Consider the following 13,509-nt stretch of genomic DNA (forward strand, 5'->3'; position numbering starts at 1 on the left):
GTATTTCAGATGGCAGAATTAATTGTGCCAATGCCAATAGTCCTTGAGTGTTCATGATGCAAAGGTAGCACTTTTCGGATAAATAAAAGAAACTCCCCCATGGTTTGTCGGGTGAGCCCACATTATTCATCCTGATTAAAGAAAACACAAAATAAAAAAGGCTTCCCGATGGGAAGCCCGTATTTTTATGCAATCTCCGAATCCTGATTAGGGAAGGCTGATAGCCTCAGAAGGACAAACGTCAGCACATGTGCCGCACTCTGTGCATATCTCAGGATTAATAGAATACTTCTCGCCCTCAGAGATAGCTCCTACAGGACATTCGTCGATACAAGTACCGCAAGCAATACAATCGTCACTAATTACGTAAGCCATAATAATATTATTTTTAAAATTAATACCAAAAATTTAGTATGCAAATTTACTAATATTATTTAATACTACCCAACAATCAGTATATATTTTAAAGTATTTAACAAATCACATCCTGTCAACAAATACACTCCTGATACAATATTAAAACATTATCCGCGTTCTTTAGAATATATTAATTAAGGTGTATGAAAAGACTTATAATAATGATGCTTACACTTGTTGCGGCGACAGGAATTGAAGCACAGACCCTCATAGCACAGAACAAGCCTTATATAGATCTGCGCCCGTTGCATTTCGGAATTCTTGTAGGCATGCACATGCAAGACATAGAACTGAGAAACGTGGGGCCACAGACAATAACGACAGAAGACGGGAGCGTACAGACACAGACCATCCTTTGCGATGCAGACAAATGGAATCCCGGATTCAGCGTTGGAGTATTGGCCGAACTGAGACTCAACCAGAATTTCTCTCTGCGCTTCACACCCACAATGCATTTCGGAGCAAAACACCTGCTTTTCCGGAACATGACACAGACCGATGCAAACGGAATGCCGACAGAAACCACCCAGGATCTGAAGAACACCTATCTGTCATTTCCCATAGACATAAAATTCGCTTCCCCGCGACTGAACAATTACCGCCCCTATGTGATGGCGGGCATCAACCCTATGATAAATCTTACTACAAAAGAACAAGACTATATACAGCTGAAACGATATGACACAATGATTGAGCTGGGACTTGGATGCGACATGTACCTGCCTTTCTTCAAGCTTATACCGGAACTGAAATTCTGCTACAGCCTGACAGACGCCCTTAACAAAAAACATGCAGACGAGCTTCAGGACGCAAACATGCGGGCATACGCCAATTCCGTGACAGCAGGCCACACAAAAATGTTTGTGCTCACATTCTACTTTGAATAAAAAAACGCTTCACAATCCGGACGGACAAAGGAACTTCCCACCACTGCCACATGAGGTGACACCGCTCTGCGATGTACACGCGTCACCATTTATTATGCATGGCAATACTACCGCCGCATGCCAAAGGCACGTCCCGACCCGCAGGAATATCATACCCGTCTCTTCATGCAGGCCTTTATTTTAACAATCTGTAACCTTATAACGGAAAATATTTCCCAAATCACTTGGACGTTATAGTTTTTTTCCCTACATTTGTGCTGTTCAAAGTTACAGAATGACAAACTAACAATAATACGAACCTATAAATAACAGTATTACTATGGAAGTGGAAAAAATAATGCAGCAGCTGGAGCAAAAGCATCCCGGTGAGCTTGAGTACCTACAGGCAGTAAGAGAAGTTCTGATATCTGTCAAGGACGTCTACAACCAGCATCCCGAATTTGAGAAGGCAAAGATTATCGAGAGAATTGTCGAGCCAGAACGGATTATCACATTCCGTGTGCCATGGGTTGACGACAAGGGTGAGATACATGTAAACATCGGTTATCGTGTGCAGTTCAACAGCGCAATAGGCCCGTATAAAGGAGGCCTGAGATTCCATCCGTCAGTAAATCTCTCCATTCTTAAGTTCCTCGGCTTTGAGCAGACATTCAAGAATGCGCTCACTACCCTGCCCATGGGCGGTGGTAAAGGAGGTTCAGACTTCTCCATCAGAGGCCGCTCCGACAATGAGGTGATGAGATTCTGCCAGTCTTTCATGACAGAGCTCTACCGCTCAATCGGCCCGGAGGAAGACATCCCGGCAGGCGACATAGGTGTGGGAGCACGCGAAATCGGATATTTGTTCGGTATGTATAAGAAACTGACCCACCGCTGGAACGGTGTACTTACCGGAAAGGGACTTGAATGGGGCGGCTCACGCATACGTCCGGAAGCAACAGGATTCGGAGCTCTCTATTTTGTGGACCAGATGCTGAAAACACACGGACTCGACATTAAAGGCAAGACCGTTGCAATAAGCGGATTCGGAAACGTGGCATGGGGCGCGGCCCTGAAAGCAACAGAGCTTGGAGCAAAAGTGATAACAATATCTGGTCCAGACGGATATATATACGACCCGGAAGGAATCAGCGGCGAGAAGATTGACTACATGCTTGAGCTCCGGGCAAGCGGCAATGACGTATGCGCACCATACGCAGAGGAATTCCCGGGAGCAACATTCGTTGCAGGAAAGAAGCCATGGGAGGTAAAATGCGACATAGCATTGCCATGCGCTACCCAGAACGAGCTCAACGGTGACGACGCCGACATGCTTTTGGCCAACAAGCCGATTTGTGTAGCGGAGGTTTCAAACATGGGATGCACGGCAGAGGCTGCAGAGAAATTCGTAGCGGCAAAGATGCTGTTCGCACCGGGAAAGGCGGTAAATGCCGGTGGCGTCGCAACATCCGGCCTTGAAATGACCCAGAATGCCATAAGACTGACATGGAGCGAGGCCGAAGTAGACGAAAAACTGCACTACATCATGCACAGCATACACGAACAGTGTGTGAAATACGGCAAGCAGGCCGACGGATACATCGACTATGTGAAAGGTGCGAATGTGGCAGGATTCATGAAAGTAGCACACGCAATGATGGCGCAAGGCGTGGTATAACCACAGACCATAGCAAAGGGAATCACAGTATTAAACTAAAACAATATATGTGAATATAAAATCATTAATAGTTTTATTCTTATTACCAATGGTTGGCTTTACTTCTTTGGAAGCACAAAAACTCCAAAGGGGTAAAGCCTCTTATTATTCAAAAAAGGCTACAGGAGCACGCACAAGCAGCGGAGAAAGACTTCATCACGACAGCCTGACATGCGCACACCGGACATATCCGTTCGGAACGATGCTGAAAGTGACAAACCTGCAAAACGGAAAGACTGTGACGGTGAGAGTGACAGACCGCGGACCGTTCGGACGCGGACGCATAATAGACCTCTCGTGGGGAGCGGCAAAAATGCTCGGCATGCTCTCACAAGGCGTGGTGACTGTCATCGTGGAAAAAGCCGACGAGACAATAATCCCGTTCAAGCCTGAAGATATTATCACGCTTCCTGAATTTGATTACGGAACAAATGAGGATAATAAAGACGGACTCCATCCGGCATGGAGGGAAATGAAAAGAGTGGTGAAAGAGGAAAAAGACCAGAAAACACAGCCGACGACAGAAAAACGCAAACAGACGGCAACAACAAGACAGACTCAGGAAAACAAACAACCCCAAGAAAAGAATACAGACATAAAAAAGTCGCCAAAACAAAAATGAAAGCCATGAAAACGGTATGCCGCCAACAGTTTTCCCTTTCATAAACGATGACCGTATCTATTGTACCCACAAGACCGCATCTTAGAAAACCGCCACATTGCCGTACATTTGATTCCAGACATTTTACCGGGAAAAGAGGCAATGAACATCGGAGAATATCCATCAAGACTCCAATATATACAAGTCTGAAAATTTTGTATTTACTAAACAAATTATTTGGAAATAATCTTTCTTTAAAAAAAAATTCCTATCTTTGCAAACGTAATATTCTGCAAATGCGGAATTACCGCGACTTGATTATCGGGAGAATATTTGGTCAAGACCCTTATATACTCCTTTATTTTATAACCTTTATAAAACCATTTATATAAAAAACAGACAGAAAACAAACGGACAATGGGAGAAAAACATAATTGCGGCATGATCGCAACCTCCCGAAATGAGAACCATTCCACCGGTATTCCAACCGGTATTTACAAACAATTTTGTGTGTTCTCATCCGTATCTTATATAAAACTGGGCTTTTAGCTCTTGTTCTCTTTTCCTTGAAACCGCCAAAACTTCAATACCGGAGAACAAGTAGACAGGAAGTTCACGTCGTTAAAGGGCGTGAACTATCCTTTGCTTGTTTCGGTATATGGTTACTTGGCGGTACCAAAGGAATGATACAGGCATCGGATGGTTCACGCTTTTTAAATTATATCATAATGAAAAATATCACAAAATTACTAATGTTGCTGACATTATTCTTTGTCGGCATGTCACTATCTTCATGTAGCGATGATGACAAAGACCCAGACATCACTATTGATTTGGCAAAACAGATAACCGGAACTTATGTTGGGGACGGGACCTTGACACACCCTGACATTAACCCGCTAAAATTCCCTGGCATGAAAATAATCATCAGCAGAAGTTCAAGTGACTATGTCATTTTAAGAATTGTACAGGCCGACAACACTACTCTCTTGGAAAATGATGTCTTCAATATTCTACAAACATCAACAAAGGATTTTATACTAAGATGCGAGACATTCCCTAATACAAAGGTAAATATTGACAAAAACGGCAATATCAGTTATACAAATCCCCATATTTCTGTTAGAGGGGAAACAGGATATACTCTCTCATTCACAGGAAGAATAGACAAAAATCTATAGCATATAAAAAAATGACAGTCTATTGAACTTTACAAATAGACTGTCATTTATATTCTGTCCTTATCTTAACGCCTTGTCACTATATTAAACTCATGTATAGATGATGTCAATTCCCTATCGCCCTGCGCCACCGCCACTTTTATCACAGCTTCACCGTCTTTCAGTTTCTTGTCTGCAACTACCATCGCGGTATAGCGCACACCTTTGTACGGAGCTATACTCTCCACACGGATTCCCGGAGAGATATGTATACGCTTGTTACCGGTACTTTCAAAAACTGTCGGCCTGACATCATACAGCACCTCAGACGAATTATTCACTATATCAAAAGCCACTGTGCATTTCTCACCGGAACTTAGAATGCCGTCACCATCGGCATCGCTGAACGTGGCATTGCGAATCTCAACGAGCGGATTAAAACGGACGGAATAGCCGGGAGCAAGCTTTGCAAGCTGTTCTACGGATAATGACTGAGTGGATATTTCATCCGGCACGACATTGGTTGAAACACCACCTGAGACGGAAACAGAAAGATAGCTTCCTGAAGTCTCGTCAAAAGATATGCGATCGTCACCGCCATTGGAAGGGTCGAACCCACTGTCATTACCGCCATAAGAAGACGATCCGGAAGAAACAGCTTCGGGATAAGCGTCATCTGCCGCCCGACAGGAGTATGCCTCACGGGCCTTCTTTTCATTGGCATTTCCAACAGCCGCACCTACAGCGGCACCGCCTGCCATACCTACGACCTGTCCGATATCGCTTCCGCCATAGCCTCCGATAATACCGCCTATCGCCGAACCGAGCATAGAACCGAACATCGCACCGTTATAAGCTCCCTCCGATGAAGAACGGCAGCCATATAACAACAGGCATGCACATAAAAAAGCTGTTAATGATTTCCTCATAATTTACTTCAATAATATATTAAACATAGACTAAAACAACTTAAGGATACGCATAAGGCTCTCCTCCTCTGTCCAGCTGAAATCCGGTGTCTGCACAATTGTACGGAACTCACGCCTTTTATCCTTAGGTATTATCAATGAGACCGGACGCTCCGAGACTTCAATAGTCCTGCCGTCAATCTTAAAGAAATAACGATTCATAAGCGGATATCCTTCCTCATCTGAATTCAATTCCATCGAGGATACATTGACATTATCACGTATCTCAAAATTTGTTATCTGACGGTTGTTCACAAGATTACCACGATACGCCTCAACATCTATCAAGGTGGCAAGAAGAAGCTGCCTGGAGCCTATTGTGTCCACCACGGACGCAAGGATGGTGTCTATGCGCTGATAGGTACAGTCGGGAAAAGCAACGCTCTGTATCTGATCCATATTCGCCTGCATGGTGAATGTCCCCTTCTTGTAAAGCAACGATCCGTTCTTAAGAAATATATTCGCCTTGTTCTGCTTTATAAACTTACCGTTTGTCAAATGTATCACAACAGGCTGGAACTCATGATAGAGGGTAACACTATTGGTAAAACTTTTCCTTTCCTGTGCACCGGCACAAAGGATAGACACACAAAGAAACAAAAAAAGGACTTTCATTTTCATAACCGATATGTTTTGGTTTGTTTTCATGTCATTTGTATAGTTTATACAACAATGCAAACTTACACAAAAAAAACGAAATACGACACAATATACTTTAAAAATATAGTTTACACACAGCCAAATATAATAAAATGTCTTATAGATACAGGTTTCACAACACAAAGACATTTTCAGATATCCCGGTTAAAAGCTATAACACATACTGACATCCATCGGACCGACTGTCACATTCACATCTGCTTTAGGGAAAAGTTTACCGCCAATGAAAAAGCTCAACTTTGCAGAAAGCAAGCCAACCGCAGCCCCGGCAACGGTGTCATACCAATGATGACGGTCGCGACATACACGGTCTACGGCAGTAAACGTAGCCACGGCATACCCGCCAATACTTATCCACGGAGATACATGGCCATACTGGTGGTGAAGATTTGCAGCTCCGGCAAAGGCAAAGGCTGTATGTCCGGACGGAAAAGACTTGCGGTCGGAATAATCGGGACGCCACTCATGGATGGTCTCCTTCATGACATACACCGTTCCTACAGTAACAACAGCCGATGCGGCCGCTTTGGGCAAAAGGATTTTCCAACTGTCACGACTGTCAACACCGCACGCCTTCAACCCTATCACACCGGCCCAAGGAACATAACGCGTCACATCACCCGTGCTGCTTATGCCAAATCCTGCAAATGCGGCAACGGAAACCATGCACAGTATAAAAAGAATAAATATACGGCTCATAAAGTATGGACGGTAAAACAAAACGGATGATCACTTTATCATATCTATCTCACGCATCCATGCCTCGGCAATATGCGTCCAACAGGCTGTGGAGCCAGGCTGTCCTCTGAGAGCTATTCCATGGGCGCCAAAAGGGAAGATATGAAGAGAAGACTTACTGACGCCGGACAATAGCAGAGACTTGTATATCTCAACACTATTCAAAGGCGATACCGTACGGTCGTCGGAAGCATGGAACATAAGCATAGGTGAAGTGTCACCGTCTATCATTGTATTGATAGGGAAACGTTCCATAAGCTTACGTATGTCACCTTTCGTGTTCTTCGGACTCTCTCCGACACCATCTATCTTTCCGGCAGGACTTACAAGAATGGCAAAGTCAGGACGGCAGCTTACCGTATCAAGGGCATCACCGCAACGGCTGTAATCTTCCTTTGCCACATTTACACAAGCACTTATATGAGCACCGGCAGAGCAACCTATAAGCCCTATCTTATGCGGAGATACTCCATAATCGGCGGCATGCGAACGTATCCACTTCACCGCACGCTGGGCATCCATAACGGGAGCAATAGACGGTTCCTCCAAATCCGGCTGGTTTGGCAACCGGTGGATAAGGACAAAAGCCGTCACGCCAAACGTATTCAGCCACTTGGCGAAACTCACTCCGACCGTCTCGTATGCCTGCTTAACATACCCGCCGCCGGGAATAACAATCACTGCAGCACCGCAACGTTCTTCAAGCCCTGGGGTATAGACATACATACGAGGTTGTTCAACCCTCCAGATACGGTTATTGAGGATGGAATCACGATGGTCTGTTCCATTGGCATTCGGCATGTTCTCAATGTCGTAAAGATTAATCCGCTTATGACAGAATAAATCCGACTCCTGTGAAAATAAGTTCACAGATATGGCAAGAAACAGTATTACGGTAGATAATAGATGGCTCATCTTTTCATATAAATAAAAATGTAATCGGAAATGGTCGTCTTTCCGATTACAAAATTAACCAAAATACACGAGACTATACACCATCCGGATAAAATAAAATGACTATATGTCGAGAAAACACGGCATTTCCCTGAATAGTGGACACATCTGTGCGGTATTACACCAATATTAAAACACAGTCATGATATCCGCCATTATCTGTTCATCCGTCAAATGATTGTCTTCCATCAGCACGTTGACGTCATATCTGTCATAAAGGGCTTTCCTCACTCCGAAACAAAGAACCTTCATATCTGACGGACCGTAGAACCGTGCGATACGCTCACCGAAACCACCGTCGAGACATCCGTCCTCTATTGTAACAACAAGTCGATGCGTGGCTTTCAGATCCTCAAGCATGTTCTCATCTATGCCGGAAAGATAGCGAGGATTTATCAGCGTTGCCTCAATACCATTCTCATTCAACATATCTGCAACATTTTCACCCTTACGATAAAAATCACCGGCAGCTATTATTGCAATATCCTTCCCCTTGCGCATCATACGGTATGTGTTCAAATGACTGTAGTCAGTGTCGTATTCAATATCGCTGTGTCTGACTCCCCACTCCGGAACACGAATTGCCACAGAATACATGTCCTGACATATTGCCCAACGCTCCATCGCTATGAGTTCCTCATAAGTGGTTGGGGCGAGATATACCAGATTGGGAATATGGCTTAGCATAGGGATGTCAAAAAAACAGATATGGGTAAAATCATTCATCCCGAATATTGAAGCACCGATGACATTTATAACTGCCGGATTGCCGTTTACACATAAATCCTGCGCCAATTGGTCGTAAGTACGCTGAAGAAATGTAGCGTATGTACTGAAAACCGGACGTGCGCCTCCTTTTGCCATTCCGGAAGCCATTGCCACAGCCTGTTCTTCTGCAATTCCAACATCAACAAATTGGCTTCCGGCTTCCTCACGCTCTTTTGGACCGAAGCCTACCGCAGCGGGAACACCCGCGGCAATACACACGAGTTTTGAATCACGCTTTATCTCTTCACGCAGCCATTCGCCAAGTAAAGCCGGCATATACTCTCCTGTGTCCTCGCCCTTCGGATTACCCGTAGACAAATCGAAAGGCACACACCAGTGCCACGCTTCTTTATTCTCAACGGCAGGACTGTAGCCGTGCCCCTTTTCTGTATGGATATGCACGACTGTCGGACGTGGAGTATCTTTCACTGCAACAAACGCTTCTATAAGACAGGAAATATCATTACCTTCTTCCACATACAGGTATTCAAAGCCCATTGCCTTGAAAAAATTAAGCTCGGCACGGCCGGATGTTTCCCTCAGCAAACGAAGATTCCCGTAAAGACCTCCATGATTCTCTGCAATACTCATCTCGTTATCGTTCACGACTATAATAATATTTGTATTCAGCTCGGCTGCAGTATCAAGCCCTTCAAAAGCCTCACCACCGCTCAAACTGCCGTCACCTATCACTGCCACAATATTTTCATTGCCACCACGCAAATCACGGGCTTTTTGCAAACCTGTGGCAAGAGACACCGAAGTGGACGTATGCCCTATTTCAAAACAATCGTATTCAGGTGACTCAAGCGGGCTGCTATATCCAGACACTTCATCAAAACGGGCATCATCAATATATCCGAAGGCACGGCCGGTAAGCATCTTATGTGGGTATATCTGATGTGACACATCAAAGACAAACTTGTCTTCAGGCGTATTAAACACATAATTCAAAGCAACAACGGCCTCTGTTATCCCTAAATTAGGACCGACATGCCCACCACGGTTGCTGACCCTGTTCAATATACCACGACGTATCTCACTGGCCAATACATCCAATTGCCCTACCGTAAATCCTTTTATATCCTTCGGTGACTTTATCCTCTCCAGGTACATATTATAACTCTCCTTTAAGTTTAAAACAATTATATTCTTATACACAATCAGTTTAACAATGCAAAGGTAACGCTAATTCTTTATTCTGTATGTATATAGGTTACAGAGTATATTAACATTATTACTCATAACAATATATATGGAAATCATCAAAATTCATATTACATACAAACATACACAGCTTCACTGTATTAGATTGTCCGAAATCTATCAAAACAATATAATAATGGAGCTGTTCAATAAATCTATCCGAATGAAACTGTAATAGGATGCTTACATGTCCTTATTTTATACCTCATCATAAAAACATTGCGAATCAATGCCTTCATAAGAACATCAGAATATAAAACAGCCGGATGACGGACAATGGAAACTTAGTGACAATCGGATGCACTATACAAAAACTGTGACACACCGGACAGGACATCGCGCTATAAAATGCCGAAAAGCACTTTATGAGAACTAAGGATATCACACTGTTTAGTTTTATATACGATTAAAGGCTGCCGTTAATTCCGACAGCCTTTAATCATATATAAAACACTTAATATTCTACATTATTCAGCCTTTGGAGCCTCTTCCGCTGCAGGTGTTTCTGTCATCTGCTCTTCTACAGCAGGAACCTCCTCTGCCTTAGCGGACTTGCGTGAACGGCGTGTAGACTTCTTCTTTGTCGTTGTCTTAGCCATGTTCTCATCAAAGTCAACAAGCTCTATGAAACAGATTGGAGCAGCATCGCCCTTACGGAAACCAAGCTTAATAATACGTGTATAACCACCGGGACGGTCGCCTACTTTCTCTGAAACAGTACTGAAAAGCTCTTTGATGGCTTCCTTGTTCTGAAGATAGCTGAATACGACACGACGTGAATTTGTAGTATCATCCTTAGAACGTGTAATCAGCGGTTCAACATATTTCTTCAGAGCTTTTGCCTTGGCAACAGTCGTAGTGATTCTTTTGTGCATAATCAACGAAATAGCCATGTTTGCAAGCATAGCTGAACGATGAGATGCAGTACGACCTAAATGGTTGAATTTCTTATTATGTCTCATTTTTTTATTCTTTATCTAATTTATACTTAGAAATATCAGTTCCAAACGACAGATTCAGACTCTCGAGCAAATCATCAAGCTCAGTGAGCGATTTCTTACCAAAGTTGCGGAACTTCAAAAGGTCTGTCTTATTATACTGTACGAGGTCTCCCAATGTGTCGACATCAGCAGCTTTCAGACAATTTAGAGCACGAACACTCAGATTCATATCTACAAGACGTGTCTTCAACAACTGACGCATGTGCAACACCTCCTCATCAAATTCCTGATTGCTGTCAACGTCAGCATTCTCAAGAGTTATCTTCTCGTCAGAGAACAACATAAAGTGATAAATAAGAATCTTTGCAGCCTCTTTAAGAGCATCCTTTGGGTGTATGGAACCATCCGTAGTAACCTCCAACAAAAGCTTATCGTAGTCGGTCTTCTGCTCGACACGATATGGCTCTACAGAGAATTTAACATTACGGATTGGGGTGTAAATAGAATCGATTGCAATTACGTTCACATCAGTGCAGAATTCACGATTTTCATCGGCTGTAACATATCCACGACCTTTGTTAATAGTAAGATCAATCTGCATTGAAGCTTTGGAGTCTAAATGACAAATCACCAAATCTGGGTTTAACACTTCAAATCCAGTCAGATACTTACCTATATCACCAGCTTTAAACTCGGTAGAATTCTCGACTGTGATACTGACTTTTTCGTTCTCGAATTCTTCTACAACTTGCTTGAATCTTACTTGCTTAAGATTCAAGATAATGTTAGTGACATCCTCTTTGACACCAGATACAGAGGAGAACTCGTGCTCAACACCGGCAATACGAATAGTGTTGATAGCGTAACCCTCAAGTGATGAAAGAAGTATACGGCGTAAAGCGTTACCTATAGTAACACCAAACCCTGACTCAAGAGGACGAAATTCGAACTTTCCGAATTTGTCATTTGCCTCCAACATTACGACTTTATCAGGTTTTTGAAATGCTAATATCGCCATTAATTTAATGATTTATTTAGAGTACAACTCAACGATTAACTGTTCCTTTATGTTCTCTGGAATATCGGCACGCTCCGGCTTATGGAGTAACTTACCACCCTTTATATTCTCATCCCATTCAATCCATGGATACTTACTGTGGTTAAACCCGGCAAGCGCAGCCTCAATAACCTCAAGTGACTTTGCCTTCTCACGAACAGCAACTATCTGTCCTGGCTTAACAGAATAAGAAGGGATATTTACAACATTTCCATCAACAGTAATATGCTTGTGACCAACAAGCTGACGCGCTGCGGCACGGGTCGGAGCAAGTCCAAGACGGAAAACAACATTGTCAAGACGGCATTCAAGATTCTGAAGCAAAACTTCACCTGTAATACCATCTGCCTTTGCAGCTTTCTCAAACATGTTGCGGAACTGACGTTCCAAAAGTCCATATGTATATTTGGCCTTCTGCTTCTCTGCCAACATGACAGCGTACTCAGACATTTTTCTGCGACGGTTGTTGCCATGCTGTCCAGGAGGGAAGTTTCTCCTAGACAAAACTTTATCCGCACCGAAGATGGGCTCTCCAAAACGACGTGCGATTTTCGATTTCGGTCCAATATATCTTGCCATAATTATTCTTTAATTTAAAAATCTGTTTTTTAACAAACTTAAGTATTCTGACTATACTCTACGTCTCTTTGGAGGACGGCAACCGTTATGTGGAAGCGGTGTTACATCAACAATCTCCATAACCTCAATACCTGCACCATGAATTGCACGTATCGCAGACTCACGTCCGTTACCCGGTCCCTTTACATAAGCCTTTACCTTACGCAAGCCAAGGTCAAAAGCAACCTTTGCACAATCCTCTGCAGCCATCTGAGCAGCATAAGGAGTATTCTTCTTTGAGCCGCGGAAGCCCATCTTACCGGCAGAAGACCAAGAGATAACTTGTCCTTCACCGTTTGCCAAAGACACAATGATATTATTGAATGAACTATGGACATGCAATTGTCCGATAGCGTCAACTTTTACATTCCTTTTCTTTGAAGTGACTGTTTTCTTTGCCATAATTCTAAATTCTTAATTCGTATTACTTAATTATTTAGTGGCTTTCTTCTTATTGGCAACAGTCTTCTTCTTTCCCTTACGGGTACGAGCATTATTCTTTGTACTCTGACCGCGAACAGGAAGACCGTTACGATGACGAACTCCACGATAGCAACCAATATCCATCAGTCGCTTAATATTCAATTGGATCTCTGAACGGAGATCACCTTCAACCTTGAATTCAGCGCCGATAATTTCACGGATCTTAGCTGCCTGCTCGTCACTCCATTCGTTGACTTTCAGGTCGCGGCTTACGCCTGCCTTATCCAATATCTTTGCTGAACTACTTCGACCTATACCAAAGATATAAGTCAATGCGATTTCGCCACGCTTCTCCTGGGGCAAATCTACTCCAACAATTCTTATTGCCATTGTTAAAAAATAAAATAGATAATTT

15 protein-coding genes are annotated in these 13,509 nt (G+C 43.3%); 4 read left to right on the forward strand and 11 right to left on the reverse strand.

All coding sequences use genetic code 11. The annotated features are described in order from the left end of the window. Positions 1-207 precede the first annotated feature (207 nt). Positions 208-375, reverse strand: a complete 168-nt coding sequence (gene fdxA / locus HPS56_RS08710) for a 4Fe-4S ferredoxin (protein ID WP_172275767.1) — start codon at positions 373-375, stop codon at positions 208-210. Positions 376-560: 185 nt separating this feature from the next. On the opposite strand from fdxA, the gene porT reads away from it, so the two are divergent. The 4 genes from porT (at position 561) to HPS56_RS08730 (ending at position 4,782) form a co-directional block, all read left to right on the forward strand. Next, positions 561-1,304, forward strand: a complete 744-nt coding sequence (porT, locus tag HPS56_RS08715; protein WP_172275768.1) for a type IX secretion/gliding motility protein PorT/SprT — start codon at positions 561-563, stop codon at positions 1,302-1,304. Between the two features lie 319 nt (positions 1,305-1,623). Continuing rightward, entirely contained in the window at positions 1,624-2,961 is a 1,338-nt protein-coding gene (gene gdhA / locus HPS56_RS08720) for an NADP-specific glutamate dehydrogenase (RefSeq protein WP_172275769.1), read from the forward strand. 88 nt (positions 2,962-3,049) lie between these two features. Next, on the forward strand, positions 3,050-3,622 hold the full coding sequence (locus HPS56_RS08725) for a septal ring lytic transglycosylase RlpA family protein (RefSeq protein WP_172275770.1): 573 nt from the start codon (positions 3,050-3,052) through the stop codon (positions 3,620-3,622). Between the two features lie 662 nt (positions 3,623-4,284). Further along, positions 4,285-4,782, forward strand: coding sequence for a hypothetical protein (locus HPS56_RS08730; protein ID WP_172275771.1), 498 nt, complete (start codon positions 4,285-4,287; stop codon positions 4,780-4,782). 65 nt (positions 4,783-4,847) lie between these two features. Here HPS56_RS08730 and HPS56_RS08735 read toward each other — a convergent pair whose 3' ends face one another. The 10 genes from HPS56_RS08735 to rpsM all read right to left on the reverse strand — a co-directional run bounded on the left by HPS56_RS08735 (position 4,848) and on the right by rpsM (position 13,484). Beyond that, complete coding sequence (locus HPS56_RS08735) at positions 4,848-5,690, reverse strand: YMGG-like glycine zipper-containing protein (protein ID WP_172275772.1); 843 nt, start codon at positions 5,688-5,690, stop codon at positions 4,848-4,850. A gap of 30 nt (positions 5,691-5,720) precedes the next feature. Next, complete coding sequence (locus tag HPS56_RS08740) at positions 5,721-6,344, reverse strand: hypothetical protein (RefSeq protein WP_172275773.1); 624 nt, start codon at positions 6,342-6,344, stop codon at positions 5,721-5,723. A gap of 189 nt (positions 6,345-6,533) precedes the next feature. Further along, complete coding sequence (locus HPS56_RS08745) at positions 6,534-7,088, reverse strand: phosphatase PAP2 family protein (protein ID WP_172275774.1); 555 nt, start codon at positions 7,086-7,088, stop codon at positions 6,534-6,536. Between the two features lie 30 nt (positions 7,089-7,118). Beyond that, positions 7,119-8,042, reverse strand: coding sequence for an alpha/beta hydrolase (locus HPS56_RS08750; protein WP_172275775.1), 924 nt, complete (start codon positions 8,040-8,042; stop codon positions 7,119-7,121). Between the two features lie 168 nt (positions 8,043-8,210). Beyond that, entirely contained in the window at positions 8,211-9,965 is a 1,755-nt protein-coding gene (locus HPS56_RS08755) for a 1-deoxy-D-xylulose-5-phosphate synthase (RefSeq protein ID WP_172275776.1), read from the reverse strand. A 557-nt stretch (positions 9,966-10,522) separates the two neighbouring features. Next, a complete protein-coding gene (gene rplQ, locus HPS56_RS08760; protein ID WP_172275777.1) occupies positions 10,523-11,017 on the reverse strand; it encodes a 50S ribosomal protein L17 in 495 nt (164 codons plus the stop codon). 4 nt (positions 11,018-11,021) lie between these two features. After that, the gene (locus HPS56_RS08765) at positions 11,022-12,014 is read right to left on the reverse strand and encodes a DNA-directed RNA polymerase subunit alpha (protein WP_172275778.1); all 993 of its coding nucleotides are present in this window, start codon (positions 12,012-12,014) and stop codon (positions 11,022-11,024) included. 12 nt (positions 12,015-12,026) lie between these two features. After that, complete coding sequence (rpsD, locus tag HPS56_RS08770) at positions 12,027-12,632, reverse strand: 30S ribosomal protein S4 (protein ID WP_172275779.1); 606 nt, start codon at positions 12,630-12,632, stop codon at positions 12,027-12,029. Positions 12,633-12,683: 51 nt separating this feature from the next. Continuing rightward, positions 12,684-13,073 (reverse strand): 30S ribosomal protein S11, encoded by a 390-nt coding sequence (gene rpsK / locus HPS56_RS08775; RefSeq protein WP_172275780.1) that lies wholly within the window; start codon positions 13,071-13,073, stop codon positions 12,684-12,686. A 30-nt stretch (positions 13,074-13,103) separates the two neighbouring features. Further along, positions 13,104-13,484 carry a 30S ribosomal protein S13 gene (rpsM, locus tag HPS56_RS08780; protein ID WP_172275781.1) on the reverse strand — a complete coding sequence of 127 codons (381 nt, stop codon included), beginning with the start codon at positions 13,482-13,484 and terminating at the stop codon, positions 13,104-13,106. Positions 13,485-13,509 lie beyond the last annotated feature (25 nt).

The sequence above is a fragment of the Xylanibacter muris genome, assembly GCF_013166605.1.
In the GTDB taxonomy this organism is placed as follows: Bacteria; Bacteroidota; Bacteroidia; order Bacteroidales; family Bacteroidaceae; genus Prevotella; species Prevotella muris.